Annotated in this window: 11 protein-coding genes and 1 tRNA gene; 2 read left to right on the top strand and 10 right to left on the bottom strand. The window is 71.6% G+C overall.

All coding sequences use genetic code 11. The features are described 5' to 3' along the window. Nucleotides 1-66 precede the first annotated feature (66 nt). The 5 genes from ACZ6A9_RS11150 to ACZ6A9_RS11130 form a co-directional block, all read right to left on the bottom strand. Complete coding sequence (locus tag ACZ6A9_RS11150) at nucleotides 67-1,785, bottom strand: relaxase/mobilization nuclease domain-containing protein (protein ID WP_468982477.1); 1,719 nt, start codon at nucleotides 1,783-1,785, stop codon at nucleotides 67-69. After that, complete coding sequence (locus ACZ6A9_RS11145) at nucleotides 1,782-2,435, bottom strand: MobC family plasmid mobilization relaxosome protein (protein WP_468982968.1); 654 nt, start codon at nucleotides 2,433-2,435, stop codon at nucleotides 1,782-1,784. The genes ACZ6A9_RS11150 and ACZ6A9_RS11145 overlap by 4 nt, the downstream gene beginning before the upstream one ends. 186 nt (nucleotides 2,436-2,621) lie before the next feature. Further along, complete coding sequence (locus tag ACZ6A9_RS11140; RefSeq protein ID WP_468982474.1) at nucleotides 2,622-3,488, bottom strand: DUF2637 domain-containing protein; 867 nt, start codon at nucleotides 3,486-3,488, stop codon at nucleotides 2,622-2,624. Nucleotides 3,489-3,880: 392 nt separating this feature from the next. Continuing rightward, nucleotides 3,881-5,029 (bottom strand): DUF3631 domain-containing protein, encoded by a 1,149-nt coding sequence (locus ACZ6A9_RS11135; RefSeq protein ID WP_468982472.1) that lies wholly within the window; start codon nucleotides 5,027-5,029, stop codon nucleotides 3,881-3,883. A 362-nt stretch (nucleotides 5,030-5,391) separates the two neighbouring features. Continuing rightward, the gene (locus tag ACZ6A9_RS11130; RefSeq protein WP_232649448.1) at nucleotides 5,392-5,622 is read right to left on the bottom strand and encodes a hypothetical protein; all 231 of its coding nucleotides are present in this window, start codon (nucleotides 5,620-5,622) and stop codon (nucleotides 5,392-5,394) included. Between the two features lie 94 nt (nucleotides 5,623-5,716). Here ACZ6A9_RS11130 and ACZ6A9_RS11125 point away from each other — a divergent pair, with 94 nt between their 5' ends. Both ACZ6A9_RS11125 and ACZ6A9_RS11120 read left to right on the top strand, forming a co-directional pair. Continuing rightward, on the top strand, nucleotides 5,717-6,409 hold the full coding sequence (locus ACZ6A9_RS11125) for a helix-turn-helix domain-containing protein (protein ID WP_468982469.1): 693 nt from the start codon (nucleotides 5,717-5,719) through the stop codon (nucleotides 6,407-6,409). Continuing rightward, nucleotides 6,406-8,007: a tyrosine-type recombinase/integrase gene (locus ACZ6A9_RS11120; protein ID WP_468982466.1), complete on the top strand. Its 1,602-nt coding sequence runs from the start codon at nucleotides 6,406-6,408 to the stop codon at nucleotides 8,005-8,007. Before ACZ6A9_RS11125 ends, ACZ6A9_RS11120 begins: the two co-directional genes overlap by 4 nt. Before the next feature lie 128 nt (nucleotides 8,008-8,135). Here the strand turns inward: ACZ6A9_RS11120 and ACZ6A9_RS11115 are convergent. The 5 genes from ACZ6A9_RS11115 to topA all read right to left on the bottom strand — a co-directional run bounded on the left by ACZ6A9_RS11115 (nucleotide 8,136) and on the right by topA (nucleotide 17,463). After that, nucleotides 8,136-8,209, bottom strand: a tRNA-Thr gene (locus ACZ6A9_RS11115). Nucleotides 8,210-8,326: 117 nt separating this feature from the next. Further along, nucleotides 8,327-9,931: an alpha/beta hydrolase gene (locus tag ACZ6A9_RS11110; RefSeq protein ID WP_468982462.1), complete on the bottom strand. Its 1,605-nt coding sequence runs from the start codon at nucleotides 9,929-9,931 to the stop codon at nucleotides 8,327-8,329. A 99-nt stretch (nucleotides 9,932-10,030) separates the two neighbouring features. Further along, nucleotides 10,031-11,236: a DNA polymerase III subunit delta' gene (locus tag ACZ6A9_RS11105; RefSeq protein ID WP_468982458.1), complete on the bottom strand. Its 1,206-nt coding sequence runs from the start codon at nucleotides 11,234-11,236 to the stop codon at nucleotides 10,031-10,033. 103 nt (nucleotides 11,237-11,339) lie between these two features. Next, complete coding sequence (gene tmk / locus ACZ6A9_RS11100; protein ID WP_468982455.1) at nucleotides 11,340-14,486, bottom strand: dTMP kinase; 3,147 nt, start codon at nucleotides 14,484-14,486, stop codon at nucleotides 11,340-11,342. Nucleotides 14,487-14,622: 136 nt separating this feature from the next. Then, the gene (gene topA / locus ACZ6A9_RS11095) at nucleotides 14,623-17,463 is read right to left on the bottom strand and encodes a type I DNA topoisomerase (RefSeq protein ID WP_468982451.1); all 2,841 of its coding nucleotides are present in this window, start codon (nucleotides 17,461-17,463) and stop codon (nucleotides 14,623-14,625) included. Nucleotides 17,464-17,466 lie beyond the last annotated feature (3 nt).

Raw genomic sequence — 17,466 nt, 5'->3', positions numbered from 1 at the left:
GCTTCGTGCTGCGGTGCCTTGTTCTGGCGTCTCACAGCGCGTCACCGCTCGCAGCTGAGATCGTGATCAGCGCCGCCGAGCCTGCGACGGCTGCGGGGCCGGGGCTGCTGCTGCCGTGTGTTCTGGAGCGTCGGGGCGCCGTGCTGCGCTGTCGGCCCAGGCTGGGCTGTTGGCTTGTGCTGCGCGGGCTTGTGCACTGAGTGCCGGCCTTTCGCTGAGGCGTTGGATGCGCCAGGCCAGGACCCGTGCCGGGCGGCGGGCGTCGTTCAGGGCGCGCTGGTCGGCAACCTGCTGGAGGAGCCGTTCCGGGTCGTGTCCGGCTGCTTCTGCCTCGGCGAGGGCGGCGGTGAGAGCCGCGAAAGCGGGGTCTTCGATGATCTGTTCCGCGTGCTCGGGCACGGCCTGGCGTAGGCGGCGGATCTGCCGTTCCACAGCCTGCTGGGGTGGCTGGCGCTGCGCGAGGGCGGCCAGGGGTGCGGCTGCGGCTTGGTCGTAGGCGGCCTGGAGGTGGAGCAGGGTCTGCTGGGTGGCGGCTACCTGCTGGTCGTGGTGGCGGAGCTGATGCCAACGGGCAGCGGCAAGGACCACGAGGATTGCCGCGTCGAGGAACATCGCCAGGGCGGCACTGTCCTTGGGGGCGGGCTCGCGGAGCATGCCGCGTACGGCGCCGCGCAGGGCGCGGGCGTGGTGGTGTTCGGCTTGGATGCGGGAGCGGGTGGCGCGCTCGAACGCGGTCGCTGCCTCTCGGAGTTGGGGGCGCAGGGTCTGGGGTGCGAGGAGGGGGAGGGCGTCGAGGGCTTCGCCGAAGGCGGCGAGGTGGGCCTGGGAGGCTTCGTCGTCCGTCTGGTCGAGGTGGTGGGGGATGCGTTCGGCGGCGGCGGTGGCCTGGTGCCAGGGGTTGGGCCTGCGCCGGCCTGGCTTGTCAGCGGGCTGTGGGTCGATGCTCTCCAGGCGTTTTTGGATCTTGGGGAAGGAGAGGTCGGGGGCGAGTTCGGAGCCAGAAAACCAGACGGGCTCGTTGTCGGCGGTGGTGGTGTCTTCGCTGGCGACCTTGTAGCCGCGCACGTCGCCCGAGGGGAAGTGGACGACCTCGACGAGCACGTCGTCGATGTGGTTGAGCAGGTGGACGAACTCCTCGACGCTGGTGGCGGCGGCCACGGCGGTGCGCACGGTGGCGCGCAGCCGTTCGCGGGCGGGCTTCTCGTGGCCGGCGCGGCGGGCCTTCTCCTGCTCGGCGCGGGTGGTCCGCTTCGCGGCGGTGCGGTCACCGCGGACCACTTGAAGCAGGCCGTATTCCTTCTCGATGGCGGCGAGTTCGCGGTCGGCGGTGTGGTAGTCGTTCCAGTGGCGTGCGGTGCGCAGGTCCGCGCGGACCTTGGTGGCGGCGATGTGGATGTGGTCGGGGGCGTGGCGGACGGCGACCCAGCGGCATCCGTCCGGATCACCGTCCGGTGCTATGCCGGTGGCCGTCACAACGCGGCGGGCGATGTCGGCCCACTCCTCGTCGCTGAGGATGCGGTCACTCTCGGCGGCGCGGATCGAGCAGTGCCACACGTGCTGCTCGGGAGCGCGGCCCAGCCGCCGGGCCTGCTTGACGTGCAGGTCCAGGTCGGCCACGAGGAGCCTCCTGGTGGCGTCGAAGTCGTCGGCACGGCCGGGGTCGGGGGCGAAGCCGTCCCAGGAGGCGACCAGGTGCGGGTCGGTGTGGTCCTTGGCCTTCTTCGTGTCGAACAGGTACCGGATCAGTCCGGCGGTTTCCTTGCCGCTGCGGATCTTCGCGATCATCGGGCCGCCTTCTTGGCGACGGCCTGGTTCGCGGCTGTGGCGATGTGGCGGACGGTGGCGCCGACCGCGGTCAGGGTGCGTTCGGCCTGGGCCAGGACGGCGGTATCCCCAGGGTGTGGATGGCCGCCGGAGTTGAGCTTCTTGGCGATCTGGTTGATGTTGTGGCCGATCTTGGCGACCTCGCCACGGAGGGCGGTCAGCTCGTCGATGTAGTCGTCGAGCGGGGTGCGCTGGCCAGGCAGGGCGAGGTCGCCCTGGACGTGGGCCATGACGACAGCGCCGACGTAGTGGGCGCCGGCGATGTTCAGCGACCGCGCCATGGCGAGGATCTCGGTCTTCTCGTCGACGCTGTAGCGGGCATCGACACGCTGCTTGCGCTGGCCGTTCGGGTCGGGCTTGCGACGTCGGGCGACACGGTGCAGCGCGGCGGCTTCGGCGGCGCGCGGCAGCTGCACAGCGGCGGCGGTGTCGGCGGACTGTTCCTCCTCGGGTGCCCCCTGGCGCCCGAGGTCCTCCGCCACCCCCGGGGCGGAGACTTCCCCGTTGCGGCCGTCCTTGGACGGTCCAGCGGGATACCTTGCTGGCGTTGTGGCTGGGGTGGTGGTCATCTCCTGCTGGTGCGACGGGGGTTCGTGGTGCCGGTTGCGCATGAGGTGGTTCTCCATGGGGTGTTGATAGCCAGTCAGTGACCGGTCGACCTCGTCCCACCTGTCAGGGCGAGGACGGGTGGAGCGGCGGTGTCGGGTCGACTCGTTGCGGTGCGGTCGCTCGTCCCCGCGGATTTGCACGGGGACGAGCGATGCGCGTTGCGCCGGAGCGATGGGAGGGCCGGGGGCTCAGGGAGCGCCAGCGGGGGTCATGTCGAGGTCGCCCTGCCGCTGAGAGGCGGCCTCATCAAGTTCGGCTTGCAGGACGTCCTTGAGCTTTTCCGCGTCGGCCCTGCCGATCGGGAGGCCCTTGCCGCGGATCGTCGCTTCGATGTGGCGGCGCGAGGCACGGTCTCCGCGTCCCAGTGGCGCGGTACGGGCAATCGCGAGGTACTCGTCGGAGACAGCGCTGGGCTTCTGGTCTTCCGGCTCGACGGAAGACGGCGGGATTTCCGTCATAGTGGCGGCGCCCTGCGCCACCTCGGCAGCACCCCGAGCCACGTCGGCCTGACCGTCCGCCACGTCAAAACCGGCTGGCTGCGGGAGACCGTTGTGGCGTTCGGTGGCGTCGGGTGGGTCGGCGACGAGCTGGTGGATCTGCCGCATCAGGACGCCGAAGGCCAGCAGCGCGGCTGTCGGGGGAACCGCGGCGACCACGTAGTCGAGGAAGGGCACGGCGCCGGCGTTGCCCGTGCCGTTGACCCCGGCCACGTTGAGGGCGATGGAACCGATCGATCCGGTGGCGGTGAGGGCGATGGCCCAGCCGTCGGCGACGCGGCGCAGACCCGCGCGGAGCATGAGGAGTTCACCCGCGACGATGAAGGCGTCCAGGGTCGTGGGCCAGGCCCACTGGCGGACCGGGGAGTTCTTGAGGCCGTGCTGTCCGGCGACCTCTGCGAGGTGCGCGTACGACAGCCAGAATCCGCCGGCGGTGAGCGCCACGATGACAACGCCCGCCGCGACGAGCGCGTACCGCTCAGCGGCCTGCTTGCTCGTCATCGGCCGTCCTTCGCCAGGGCGATGGTCCCGGTGGATGGGTGTGGAGAGGGTGGTCAAGCGGGGTTCTCCTGGGGTGGTGGCGTGGTCCGTCTTTGCCGTCCCGGCCGTTGCAAGCGCAGGTCAGGGCTGGTACGCCAGGGGGTCGGTGTTCCGTCTTGGCGGCGCCAGCGCGTCCTGGGGGCACGTACGGGCGGCGGGTGCTGCGTTTCGGTGGCCGTGGACGGTTCGCATCCGTCTTGCCGTCCCGGCCGCATGTGCTGTGACCTGCGGTGATACGGCGGGGACGTCCGGGACGGCACAAGACGGATGTGGGCGGCGTCCCGGTGGGCAGCAACGTCGGTCATGATCGTGTTGCCGTCCTGGCCCGGTTGCCGTCTTGCCTGCATGCCGTTTGACCTGCGGGATTACGGCAGGGACGGCAAGGACGGCAATCGGGGACTGGGTGGGTCTCAGCCCTCACTGCGCGCGGGGCCGGTGTCGACCGGGTGGACGGTCGGGCAGTAGCGCCGCCATGCGTCGAGGAACTTGTTGCGTGTGTAGCCCTTGCGCTGGGTTCCGTCGGCGAGGCGGACGTTGCCGGGCCTGATGTCGAAGGCGCGCAGCAGCGAGCCGAGCTCACGCGGGCCCAGTCCCTTGCGACCCCACTCCGCCCACGGGCCTTCCAGGTCCTGGCGCAGGTGGTGCAGGAGTTCGTCCGTGGAGAGGCTGTCGACCTCCCGCTGGGCTACGAAGACCCGGCGGATGTCGGCCAGGATCCGCGCTGAGCTGGGGTGGTCCTCCTCGGCCTCTGCTTCGGCCCTGACCATCTGCGCGCACGCCGCGCGGGCGAGGCGTGGCCAGGGGCCGGCGGCCAGGTCGGCGACGATGACGAGGGGTTCCCAGGTGTCGGCGGCGCGGTCCTCCACCGGCATTACCGGTTCCATGTCGGCGGCCTCGTCCAGCAGCGGCCGTGTCCATGCGGCGATGCGGTCGCGCAGGTCGTGCAGGGCCGGGGTGTCGCGGCGGGAGCGGAAGGGCTTGACGCTCTCGCCCTCGGCCCGGCGGCGCATCCGGATCACCACCGACCGGTCCATGATCGTGTCGGGCAGGTCGCCGATGCCCGCGAGCGCGGCCATGGCGAAGGTGGCGAACCGGTGCGGGGTGTGGTCGTTGCCGACGACGCGGGTGACGTACCGGTTGCGCTGGTGGCCGGCGTTGAGCAGGCCGCGCATCTCCTCGTTCTTCTCCGCCTGCTTCGGCGTGCCGAAGATGGTGTCCGCCTCGTCCACCAGCAGGGTGGGCGGCTCGTCGGTGATGGAGCGGAAGATGGCCGCGGGCGTGGTGTTGATGGTGAGCATCGGCTCGTGGACCGTCTCGGTGAGCACGTCCAGGAGCCGTGACTTGCCGCACCGCTTCGCCGGCCCAACCACCGCCAGGCGCGGTGCGTGCTGCCACGCGGGCTGCAGGTGCGTCGCCGCCACCCACAGCGTGACCGCGTGTAGCGCCTGCTGGGAGGGCAGGATCACGAACTGGGCTACCTGGGAACGCAGTTCGCTCAGCAGCTCGGAGCCGTACGTCGGCTCGGGTTCCGACACCGCCTCCTCGGCGGGCTGATCCACCGGAACAGTATCCGGTGCCCCGCCGTCGGCCGCCGGGGCGGCTTCGGGCGCGTGGCCGGGCCGGCCGGGCACCGCGACCGTCGGCCATACCACTTTGCCGGATGCGGAATAGGGCTCGGGTGTCGTAGGTTGCACAGGGCAGCTCCTTTTCCGGTGACATCGGGCATGCAGGCCCGACTCACGCAGGTCGTTCGTTGGCATGCGGGCAGTGGAGTGTGCGGAGCCTCCGGCGTTGGCGCGCCGGGGGCTTTCTCGCTTCCTGGGCCGGGGCGAGGGAACACGGACGGTACGTCCACGCCCCGACACAGTCCAGTCTTTCTGTGTCAGCTCAGCGCAGAAGCGTCTGCTATGGGCTCGGGCGGTCATGCGGCCAGGCCGAGCAGGTTCAACAGGTCGGCGGTCACGACGCGGTACGCCTTGCCCAGCCGCAGGACCTTGCAGGGGTACTGGCCCCGCTTGGCCAGCTCGTAACCCTTGCTCCGCCCCAACCCCAACGCCCGATTGCCGGTGTCCAGGTCAACAGCAGCGGGAAGCTCCAGGAGCTCCTCTCGGCTCATACCCTTCGCCCGGCCGGCAGGTTCGTTCTCACGCATACGCGCTCCATCCATGACTGAGCCCTCGGCGAACACGACGATCGCGCTCGTCTCCAGGCCATGGAATCAACGCTAGGCAAGTTAATGTGTCTTCATGACACAACGCCGTTCCGACCATAGATACGAGGAAGACACCGAGGCCGACGACCTCGAATGGGAGGACCACGTCATGGCCACCGTGGCCAGCGAGGTCCGCAGGCGGCGGAAGGAACTGCGGTGGAGCGCACAGGATCTCGCCGACAGGTGCGAGGAGATCGGCTACCCGATCCCGCGCAACGTGATCGCCAACATGGAGTCCGGCCGCCGCGCTGTCCTCCCCCTGGTCGAGGTCATGGTCCTCGCCAAGGCCCTGCGCATGTCCCCGATCAGCCTGATCTACCCCGTCGGGTACGTCGACGACATCCGCCAACTTCCCTACCAAGACCCGCAACCGGCCTGGGACGCCCTGCAGTGGTTCACCGGCAACTCTCCGGCTGAAGATGCCACCGATCACATGCTCGACCACTTCCTCGCCCACGACCTCGAACTCCGCTCGGCCCTGGCCGCCGTGGAGAGCGAGGACTACGAACGCTGGAAGGTCAAGACCGCCCCCAACCGCGTCCAACGGGAAGCAGCCGAGCGCGCTTTGGCCCGGTACGCCGACCAGGCCGCCAACGCCAAGCACGAACTACGCCGCCACCGCGACGCCATCCGCGAAGCCGGCGGCACCCCACCCCACCTGCCCTCCCCGCTCGCCGACGTCGACCCGCCACCCGATACCGACTCCACCGAGGAGAACGACCTTTGAAGGGTTCCACCCACCGCCGCTGCTACTGCCGCGACGCCCACACCGGTAAACCGCTCGGCAAGCAGTGCCCGAAGCTCTCCAGCCGCAAGCACGGCTCGTACTCCATACGCCAGGAGCTCCCGCCCCGCGAAGACGGCACCCGCCGCTCCTTCAGCCGCGCCGGCTACGACTCCCTCAAGGCCGCCCAGGCCGACCTCGACCACATACGCGCCCTCCTCGGCCTCGCCGACACCGACGACCCCGAAGGCATGGCGCTGATCGCCGCCATGCTGGAGGAGGTCGGCGACGAGAAGTCGCCACTGCCGGATGTCGAGGAGACCCGCCGGCGCCTGAAGTCCGGTCAGGACCTGATCGGCCGCCTGACCGTCGGCGAGTGGCTCGACCGGTGGCTCGACGGCAAGCGCATCCGCAAGTCGGGGCTCAGCCGCTACGAGACCGATATCCGGTTCCATTTGAAGCCTCGGATCGGCCACCACCGTCTCGATCGGCTGCGCGTGAGCCATCTCAGCGAGATGTTCACGGCCATATCCGACGGCAATGCCGAGATCCTGGAGCAGAACGCCCAGCGCCGGGCCGCGGTCGAGGAGTTGGCCACCGTGCCGTGGAAGGGCGCAGACAACCGCGCCCGCCGCAAGGTGATGAAGACGGCGATCGACGCCATGCCGCCGTTCCGGCGTGTGACCGGTCCGGCTACCCGGCTGCGCATCAAGGCCACCCTGCGGTCTGCGTTGAACGACGCGATCGGCCAGCAGATCCTTACCTTCAACCCGGCGGCGCACGTCGAGCTCGATCCCGTGCGCAAGCCGAAGGCCCTGGTGTGGACCGACGCACGGGTCGCCAGGTGGGAGCAGACGGGTGAGAAGCCCTCCCCCGTCATGGTCTGGACGCCCGAACAGACAGGCGCGTTCCTCGACTTCCTCGCGGAGGACCGGCTGTACGCAATGTGGCACCTGATCGCCTTCCGCGGCCTGCGGCGGGGCGAGGCATGCGCGCAGCCCTGGTCGGAGACAAACCTCGATGACCACTCCCTGACCGTCTCCGCTCAGCTCGTCCAGGACGGGTGGGAGGTCGAGACCTCCGAGCCCAAGACGGACAGCGGCTTCCGCGTGGTCGCGCTCGACGACGACACCGTGAACGTCCTGAAGCGGCACCGCGAACAGCAGGACGCGGACCGCGAGGAGTGGGGATCAGCCTGGGTCGAGACCGGCATGGTCTTCACCCAGGAAGACGGCTCCTGGCTCCACCCCGGGAAGGTGACCGACCTCTTCGAACGCGTCGTCGCCGCCTCCGGGCTCCCGCCGATCCGACTGCACGACCTCCGGCACGGCGCGGCCACGCTCATGCTCGCCGCCGGCATCGACGTGAAGATCGTGTCGGACACACTCGGGCACAGCGACACCCGCATCACGCGGGACATTTACCAGAGCGTCCTGCCGCAGGTCGGCAAGAACGCGGCCGAGGCCACCGCCAGGCTGGTCCCGCTTCAGCGGAAGACCGAGGCGGAGGAGGCCCGTAAGGCCGCCAAGAAGGCCAAGGACAAGGCGAAAGCCGAGGCCAGGGCCAAGAAGAAGGCCAAGCGGAAGAAGCCCAACAAGTAGGGCACCGGACCGCTCCGCTCACGCATCGCTCACGCAAGCCATCTCGCGGCACCACGGCCGTGTGACGCGTCATGCCCCGAGCAGGGAAAAACCCCAGGTCACGGCGAGTGAGTCCTGGGGTTTCTCGGAGCCGCCTTCGGGATTCGAACCCGAGACCTACGCATTACGAGTGCGTTGCTCTGGCCATCTGAGCTAAGGCGGCGTGCTGGGTGCACCCATGGTGCGATCAGCGACGTCGGTAAGTCTACACAGTTTCGAGGAGTGGTTCGTACCGGCCCCGGAGGCGGGCCGGGGGCTGCCTCCGGGGTGGCCGGGGCGGCTACGAGCAGCGTGTGCCGTCGGCGGGCGGGGTGCCGTCGAGGAGGTAGGTGTTGATGGCGGAGTCGACGCAGGCGCTGCCGCGGCCGTAGGCGGTGTGGCCGTCGCCGTCGTAGGTGAGGAGGCGGGCCGTGGCGAGCTGGCCGGCCAGGCCCTCGGCCCAGCGGTACGGGGTGGCCGGGTCCCGGGTGGTGCCGACGACGACGAGGGGGGCGGCGCCCCTCGCCTCGATGCGCTGGGCCTCGCCGGTGGCCTTCACCGGCCAGTACGCGCAGTTCAGGGAGGCCCAGGCGAGGCCCTCACCGAACACCGGTGACACCTTCTCGAAGTCGGGCACCGCCTTGCGCACCTCGTCCGGGGAGTCGAACGCGGGCGGGAGGTCCAGGCAGTTCACGGCGGCGTTGGCGAACATCAGGTTGGTGTACGCGCCGTCGGCGTCCCGTTCGTAGTAGCTGTCCGAGAGGAAGAGGAGTCCGGCGCCGTCGTTCTCCTTCATCGCCGCCGTGAGTGCCTCGCGCAGCTGCTGCCAGGCACCCTCGTCGTACATCGCGGCGATCACGCCGATCGTGGCGAGCGACTCGGTGAGGGTGCGGCCGTCGGCGTCCCCGGTGGGCAGGGGGCGGGCGTCGAGCTTGTCGAAGAAGGCCTTCAGGTTCTTGCCGGCCCGCTCGGGGCCGGTGCCCGGGCGGCCGAGGGGGCAGTCGCTCCGCCGGACGCAGTCCTCGGCGAAGGCGGTGAACGCCGTGCCGAAGCCCTCCGTCTGTTCGAGGTTGAGCTGCCGTGCGGGCAGGGAGGGGTCCATCGCGCCGTCCAGGACGAGACGGCCCGTGCGGTGCGGGAAGAGTCCGGCATAGGTGGCGCCGAGGAAGGTGCCGTACGAGGCGCCGACGTAGTTCAGCTTCTCGTCGCCCAGTGCGGCACGCACGAGGTCCATGTCCCGGGCCGCTTCGACGGTCGACACGTGGCGCAGCAGCTGGGGCGCGTCCGCGCCGCATCCCTCGGCGAACGTCCTGTACGCCGCGACCAGCGCGTCGGTCTCCTTCGCGTCGTCGGGGGTGATGTCCGTCCGCGTGTAGGCGTCCATCTGCGGGCCGTCCAGGCACTCGACGGGTTCGCTGCGGGCGACCCCGCGCGGGTCGACGGCCACCATGTCGTAGCGGGCGCGCACGTCCGCCGGGTAGTTGATTCCGGCGTACGCCTGGACGTAGGCGATCGCCGAGCCGCCGGGACCGCCCGGGTTGACCAGCAGGGAGCCCAGCCGCTTCCCCGGCCCTGTGGCCTTCTTGCGGGTGACGGCGAGACGGATGTCGCCCTTGGACGGCTCGGCGTAGTCGAGCGGGGCCTTCAGGGTGGCGCACCGGAAACCCGGTGCGCCGCAGTCGCGCCAGGCCGGTTTCTGCTCGTAGTACCGCGTGAGGGCAGCGGGCGTGGAGCCGGGCAGGGGGGTGAGGGCCGCTGCCGCCTCCTTCGCCACGGAATGCGCCGTGTTCGCCGTGTTCGCCGCGTTCGTCGTGGTCCCGGAGGAACAGCCCGGGATCAGCAGCGCGACGGCGGCGAGCAGGGTGGCTCCGGCACGGGTCCTGCGGTGGGTGCGCCTTGTGTCCATGCACCGAGCGTAACCGTGTGCGACCGGTTGGGTGCGCTTAGTGCGCACCGTGCCCCGGACGAGTTGCGCGGTCGCCCAGGGCCGGGGCGCGGATCTCCGTCAGCCCGCTCTCAGTGCCATGGTCATCGCCTCCACCGCGAGCAGGGGGGCCACATTGCGGTCCAGCGCCTCACCACAGGCGGCGATCGCCTCGATGCGGCGGAGGGTGGACTCCGGGGAGCTGCCGCGGGCCAGGCGCTGGAGGGCGTCCTCGGCGTCCGTGTTGGCGAGGGCGATGCGGGAGCCGAGCTGGAGGGCGAGGACGTCGCGGTAGAAGCTGGTCAGGTCGGTCAGCGCCACGTCGAGGCTGTCGCGCTGGGTGCGCGCCCTGCGGCGCTTCTGCATGTCCTCCAGGTCCTTGACCACGCCCGCCGTGCCGCGCGGCAGGCGCCCGCCCTGGGCCGCGCCGAGCGCCGCCTTCAGCTCCTCGGTCTCCTTGCCGTCCATCTCCTCGGCGAGCTGCTTGGCGTCCTCGGCCGCGGCGTCGACCAGTTCCTGGGCGGCCTTGAGCGCCCCGCCGATGTCGTCGACCCGCAGGGGAAGCTTCAGCACGGACGCCCGGCGGGCGCGGGCGGCGGGATCGGTGGCCAGGCGGCGGGCCCGGTCGACGTGCCCCTGGGTGGCGCGGGCGACGGCGGCGGCGGTGTCCGGCTCGATGCCCTCGCGCCGTACGAGCATGTCGGCGACGGCGTCCACCGAGGGCGTGCTCAGGTTGAGGTGGCGGCAGCGGGAGCGGATCGTCGGCAGGACGTCCTCGACGGAGGGCGCGCACAGCAGCCAGACCGTGCGGGGGGCGGGCTCCTCGACGGCCTTGAGGACGGCGTTGGCCGACTTGTCGTTCAGCCGCTCGGCGTCCTCGACGAGGATCACCTGCCAGCGCCCGTTCGCCGGGGCGGTGAAGGACTTGCGGACGGTGTCGCGCATGGCCTCGACGAGGATCTGGGAGCCGACGGCGGCGATCGAGCTGACGTCGGCGTGCGTGCCGACCAGCGCGGTGTGGCAGCCGTCGCAGAACCCGCAGCCGGGGGCTCCGCCGAGAGCCCGGTCGGGGCTGACGCACTGGAGTGCGGCGGCGAAGGCCCGCGCCACCTGGTTGCGTCCCGCGCCGGGCGGGCCGGTGAACAGCCAGGCGTGCGTCATCTTCGACGCCTCGGGCGGGGGCGTGCCCTCCGCGACGGCCGTCACGAGCGCGTCGGCGTCCCGGGCTGCGGCGGCGAGCTGCCCGCTCACCCGCTCCTGCCCGACGAGGTCGTCCCACACGGTCATGGGTCAGCCCGCCCTTCCGTCGCGTCCGTCACTTCTTCCTGAGGGTCCCATGGTGCGGGCGGGCACTGACAACGGCCGTACCCGCCCGGACCCCGCGGGCCGGTCAGCGCCGGCGCCCCCGGCCGCCGTCGTCGTCGCCGTCGTCCTCGTGGGGCCCCAGCAGTTCGTCGGCCAGGGTCGGGAGGTCGTCCAGCGGGGTCTCCTCGGCCCAGTCGGAGCGCTTGCGGCGCCGGCGCGGCGTGCGCCCGGCGTCGACCTGCGGCAGCTCCCGCGTGCGGTCGTCCGGCCCCTCCTCGTCGCGCACCGGCGGCAGCACCGCCGTATCGTCCGTCGCGCCCGGGGACACGGCGGGCAGGACGGCCGTGTCGTCGGCCGCGCCCGGCGGGACCTGCGGCCTCGGCAGCTCGGTCGTCACCTCGGCCTCGGAAACCCCGGAGCCGGTCCGGCCGGAGTGCTGCCCGGCGTCCTCGTCCCGCACCCTCGGCAGCACCGCCGTCTCGTCCACCGGACCGCCCGACGCGTTCGTCGGAGCCACCACCGGCGTCGGCACGGTCACGGCGTCGTCGGCCCGCGACCGGGAGACCCCGGGTGCTGCGGACGTGTGCGCGGCGGGGCCGCTCGTCGTCCTCGGTCCGGCCTCGGCCGCGGCGGCCGCCTGTTCGGCCAGCCGCCGGGCCTGCTCCGCGCGCAGCAGAGCCTCCTCGGCCTTGCGCTGCTTCTCCAGCCGCAGCGCCTCGGCCTCGGCGCGCAGCCGCTCCTCTTCCTCGGCCTGCTTGCGGCGGCGCTCCTCCTCCGCCCTGCGGCGGGCCTCCTCCTCGGCGCGTGCCTTCTCCTCGGCGAGCAGACGCTGCCGCTCCTCCTCGGCACGCCGGCGCGCTTCCTCGGCGCGCAGCCGGGCCTCCTCCGCCTGCCGTTCGGCCTCGCGCCGCTGCGCCTCCTCGAGTTCGCGCTGCTTGCGCTCCTCCTCCTCGGCGCGCAGCTTCGCCAGCTGCTCCTGGCGCTCGCGCTCCAGGCGCTCCTCCTCGGCCTTGCGGGCCGCTTCCTCCTCCGCCTTGCGGCGGGCCTCCTCCTCGGCCTTGCGGCGGGCCTCCTCGCGGGCCCGGATCTCCGCCTCGGACAGCGGCAGCACCTGGTCGAGCCGGTGCCGGATCACCGTGGTGACGGCCTCCGGTTCCTGACCGGCGTCGACCACCAGGTAGCGGCCGGGGTCGGCGGCGGCGAGGGTGAGGAAGCCGGCGCGCACGCGGGCGTGGAACTCGGCGGGCTCGGACTCCAGCCGGTCCGGCGCCTCGGTGAAGCGTTCCCGCGCGGTCTCCGGCGCGACGTCCAGCAGCACGGTCATGTGCGGTACCAGCCCGTCGGTGGCCCAGCGGTTGATGCGGGCGATCTCGGTCGGCGACAGGTCGCGTCCGGCGCCCTGGTAGGCGACGGAGGAGTCGATGTACCGGTCGGAGATGACGACCGCGCCGCGCTCCAGGGCGGGCCGTACGACGGTGTCGATGTGCTCGGCGCGGTCGGCGGCGTACAGCAGGGCCTCCGCGCGGTGCGAGAGTCCGGCGCTGGAGACGTCCAGCAGGATGGACCGCAGCCGCTTGCCGACCGGGGTGGCGCCGGGCTCGCGGGTGAGGACGACCTCGTGGCCCTTGGCGCGGATCCACTCGGCGAGGGCCTCGGCCTGGGTGGACTTGCCCGCGCCGTCGCCGCCCTCCAGGGCGATGAAGAACCCGGTGGCGGCGGGCGTCTGCTCGGGGTCGTCGCCGCCGAGCAGCGCGTCGCGCAGGTCCTGGCGCAGCGGCACCCCGGAACGGTCGTCGGCCTTGGCCAGGACGAGCGCCGCCACCGGCAGCAGCAGGGCTCCGACCAGCATCAGCGTGAACGCGGCGCCGCCGTGGTCGAAGACGAACCGGCCGTTCTCCAGGCGGTGCGGTCCGATGGCGGCGGCGACCATCGGGGCGGTCACGGCGCCGAGCGCCACCAGGACCCGGACCACCGCGTGCAGGTGCTCGGTCGTGCGGACCCGGCGCTGCTCCTCGGTCTCCTGGTCGAGCAGCGTGTGCCCGGTGTTGGCGGCGATACCCGCGCCGACTCCGGCCAGCGCCAGGACCAGCAGCACGCTGGTGACGTCCGGCACGAGTCCGGCGGCCAACAGCGCGACACCGGTGAGGGCGAGGGCGAGGGCGAGCAGCCGGCGCCGGGACAGGGCCGGCAGCAGGGCGGGCGCGGTACGGATACCGACGACGACACCGCCGGTCAGCGCGCCCACCGTCAGGCCGTAGAGCACGGGGCCGCCGCCCAGGTCCTTGGCGTGCAGCACCGACACGGCGACGGCGGCCGACACGGCGGCGGCGACGGACGCCGAGGCGAGTACCAGCAGCGGCATCGCACCGGTGCGGCCCTTGTCGTTGCCCGTGGCGCTCTTCGGGCGGCGCAGTCCCTCGAGCGGCGACCGGGCGCGGGGGGTGCGGGTGCCGGGCAGTGTCAGGAAGGTGACGACGGACAGCGAGGCGGCGAACAGACCGGCCGCGACGTAGGAGGCGAGGGCGGCCTGGTGTGCGCCGAACCACTCGATGCCGGTGCCCAGCAGGTTGTTGAGGAGGGAGGCGACGACGAGCGCGAGGGCCGCGAGGGGTATCGCCACGAAGCCGGTGCGCAGGGACAGGCGCCGCAGTGCGTCCATGTGGTCGGGCAGCGGCCTGATACTGGCGCCCTCGGGCGGCGGGGCGGGCAGCAGGGCGGGCGCGGCACTCTCGCGGCACACCGTCCAGAAGCGCTCGGCGACTCCGCTCACGAAGACGGTGACGAGCAGGACGGCGGGCGCGTTCTCGGGGGTCCAGTCGATCCACAGGGGGGCCACGATGAGCAGGGCGGCCCGCACTCCGTCGGCGCCGACCATGGTCCAGCGGCGGTCCAGCGGCCCGTCCTGCGAGGTGAGCGAGGTGAGCGGGCCGAGGAGTACGGCGCCGAACAGCAGCGTCGCGAGGATGCGCACCCCGAAAACGGTCGCCACTGCGAACGCCGCACCCCGACTGCCGCCACCGAACGACTGTTCGGCGATGGTCGCCTGGAGGACCAGGAGGACGAGCACCAGAAGGGCGAGGACGTCACCGACCCCGCCCACCAGTTGGGCGCTCCACAACCGTTTCAGCTGGGGTCGGCGCAGCAGGGCGCGGACGGCACGCTCGCGTGAGTCCGCGACCAGGGCGTCGTCGGGGGCCGGCGGAGGGGCCGTTGGCTGCTCGGCTCGCGTCATGCGTTCAGCCTATCGGCCCACGCGGACAGCCTCGGCGCGACGCGCCTGACATGCACACGCCCCGGCACCGAAGTGGTGCCGGGGCGTTCGCATTCCGAACGCCGGGCGAAGCCCGTCCGGCGCTACCGGGAAGGGGTCAGTCCTCCGCCCCGTTCGCCGCGGTCGCCTTCTTCGCGGCGGTCTTCTTCGCAGCCGCCGTCTTCGCCGCCGTCTTCGCGGTCGTGGTCTTCTTCGCCGCGGTCTTCTTGGCGGCCATCGCCTTCTTCGCCGGCGCCTTCTTGGCCGCCGTCTTCTTGACGGTCTTCTTCGCGGCCTTCTTGGCCGGGCCCTTCGCCCGCTTCTCCGCGAGCAGTTCGAAACCGCGCTCCGGGGTGATCTCCTCGACGCTGTCGCCCGAGCGCAGCGTCGCGTTGGTCTCCCCGTCGGTGACGTACGGTCCGAAGCGGCCGTCCTTCACCACGACCGGCTTCTCGCTGACCGGGTCGGTGCCCAGCTCCTTCAGCGGAGGCTTGGCCGCCGCCCGGCCACGCTGCTTGGGCTGGGCGTAGATCGCCAGCGCCTCCTCCAGCGTGATCGTGAAGAGCTGCTCCTCGGACTGCAGCGACCGCGAGTCGGTGCCCTTCTTCAGGTACGGCCCGTAGCGGCCGTTCTGCGCGGTGATCTCCTGGCCCTCGGCGTCCGCGCCGACCACGCGCGGCAGCGACATCAGCTTGAGCGCTTCGTCGAGCGTCACCGTGTCCAGGGACATCGACTTGAAGAGGGAAGCGGTGCGCGGCTTGACCGCGTTCTTGCCCGTCTTCGGGGTGCCCTCGGGAAGGACCTCCGTGACGTACGGGCCGTAGCGGCCGCCCTTGGCGACGATCGTGTGCCCGGAGACCGGGTCGGTGCCCAGCTCGAAGTCGCCGCTCGGCTTGGCGAGCAGTTCCTCGGCGAGCTCGACCGTCAGCTCGTCCGGCGCCAGGTCGTCGGGGACGTCGGCGCGCTGGTGCTGCTCGGTGTCCTTCTCGCCGCGCTCGATGTACGGGCCGTAGCGCCCGACCCGCAGCACGATGCCGTTGCCCACCGGGAACGACGACACCTCGCGCGCGTCGATCGCACCCAGGTCGGTCACCAGCTCCTTGAGGCCACCGAGGTGGTCCCCGTCGCCGTTGCCCGCCTCGGCGGCGCCGCCGTTGTCCGTGCCCTCGCCGAAGTAGAACCGCTTCAGCCACGGCACGGCCCGCGCCTCGCCGCGGGCGATGCGGTCGAGGTCGTCCTCCATCCTCGCGGTGAAGTCGTAGTCGACGAGCCGGCCGAAGTGCTTCTCCAGCAGGTTGACCACGGCGAAGGAGAGGAAGGACGGGACCAGCGCCGTGCCCTTCTTGAAGACGTAGCCGCGGTCGAGGATCGTGCCGATGATCGACGCGTACGTCGACGGGCGGCCGATCTCCCGCTCCTCCAGCTCCTTGACCAGGGACGCCTCGGTGTAGCGGGCCGGGGGCTTGGTGGCGTGCCCGTCGACCGTGATCTCCTCGGCGGTCAGCGCGTCGCCCTCGGCGACCTGCGGCAGCCGGCGCTCGCGGTCGTCGAGCTCGGCGTTCGGGTCGTCCGCGCCCTCGACGTAGGCCTTCAGGAAACCGTGGAAGGTGATCGTCTTGCCGGACGCGCTGAACTCGGCGTCCCGTCCGTCGGCGGCCGTGCCGCCGATCTTCACGGTGACGGAGTTGCCGGTGGCGTCCTTCATCTGCGAGGCGACGGTCCGCTTCCAGATCAGCTCGTACAGCTTGAACTGGTCGCCGGTCAGCCCGGTCTCCGCGGGCGTGCGGAAACGGTCCCCCGAAGGACGGATCGCCTCGTGCGCCTCCTGCGCGTTCTTGACCTTGCCCGCGTAGGTGCGCGGCTGCGGGGGCAGGTAGTCGGCTCCGTACAGCTGCGTGACCTGGGCACGGGCGGCGGCGACCGCCGTCTCGCTCAGGGTCGTCGAGTCCGTACGCATGTAGGTGATGTAGCCGTTCTCGTACAGCTTCTGCGCGACCTGCATGGTGGCCTTCGCGCCGAAGCCGAGCTTGCGGCTCGCCTCCTGCTGCAGCGTCGTCGTACGGAACGGGGCGTACGGCGAGCGGCGGTACGGCTTGGACTCGACGGAACGCACGGCGAACCGCGTGTTCTCCAGGGCGGCGGCGAGCGCGCGGGCGTTCGCCTCGTCGAGGTGGAGGGTGTTCGCGCTCTTCAGCTGTCCCAGCGAGTCGAAGTCGCGCCCCTGCGCGACCCGCCGCCCGTCGACGGTCCCCAGACGGGCGACCAGCGACGACGGGTCCGACGCGTCTCCCGCGCGGCCCGTCGCGAAGGTGCCCGTCAGGTCCCAGTACTCGGCGGAACGGAACGCCATGCGCTCGCGTTCCCGCTCCACCACGAGCCGGGTGGCGACGGACTGCACGCGGCCGGCGGACAGCCGGGGCATGACCTTCTTCCACAGGACCGGCGAGACCTCGTAGCCGTAGAGGCGGTCGAGGATGCGTCGGGTCTCCTGGGCGTCGACCAGCTTCTGGTTGAGCTCGCGCGGGTTGGCGACGGCCTGGCGGATCGCGTCCTTGGTGATCTCGTGGAAGACCATCCGCTTGACCGGGATCTTCGGCTTGAGCACTTCCTGCAGGTGCCACGCGATGGCCTCGCCCTCGCGGTCCTCATCGGTGGCGAGGAAGAGCTCGTCGGACTCCTTCAGCAGATCCTTGAGCTTCTTGACCTGGGCCCTCTTGTCCGCGTTGACCACATAGATCGGCTGGAAGTCGTGGTCGACGTCCACACCGAGGCGACGGACTTCGCCGGTGTACTTCTCCGGCACCTCCGCGGCGCCGTTGGGAAGGTCGCGGATGTGCCCGACGCTCGCCTCGACGACGTAGCCAGGGCCGAGATAGCCCTTGATCGTCTTCGCCTTGGCAGGCGACTCGACAATGACGAGTCGGCGCCCGCCGTTCGCGGTCTCGCTGGTCGGGGACAACTT

The sequence above is a fragment of the Streptomyces sp. NPDC041124 genome (assembly GCF_055592385.1).
Note: the sequence above shows the minus strand (reverse complement) of the source record. Positions and strands in the feature narration are given on the sequence as shown.

What these genes read in the sequence shown, in the direction of transcription:
- ACZ6A9_RS11150 (WP_468982477.1), bottom strand. Translation starts at nt 1,785, where the DNA reads ATGATCGCGAAGATCCGCAGCGGCAAGGAAACCGCCGGACTGATCCGG.
- ACZ6A9_RS11145 (WP_468982968.1), bottom strand. Translation starts at nt 2,435, where the DNA reads ATGCGCAACCGGCACCACGAACCCCCGTCGCACCAGCAGGAGATGACC.
- ACZ6A9_RS11130 (WP_232649448.1), bottom strand. Translation starts at nt 5,622, where the DNA reads ATGCGTGAGAACGAACCTGCCGGCCGGGCGAAGGGTATGAGCCGAGAG.
- ACZ6A9_RS11125 (WP_468982469.1), top strand. Translation starts at nt 5,717, where the DNA reads ATGACACAACGCCGTTCCGACCATAGATACGAGGAAGACACCGAGGCC.
- ACZ6A9_RS11110 (WP_468982462.1), bottom strand. Translation starts at nt 9,931, where the DNA reads ATGGACACAAGGCGCACCCACCGCAGGACCCGTGCCGGAGCCACCCTG.
- ACZ6A9_RS11105 (WP_468982458.1), bottom strand. Translation starts at nt 11,236, where the DNA reads ATGACCGTGTGGGACGACCTCGTCGGGCAGGAGCGGGTGAGCGGGCAG.
- tmk (WP_468982455.1), bottom strand. Translation starts at nt 14,486, where the DNA reads ATGACGCGAGCCGAGCAGCCAACGGCCCCTCCGCCGGCCCCCGACGAC.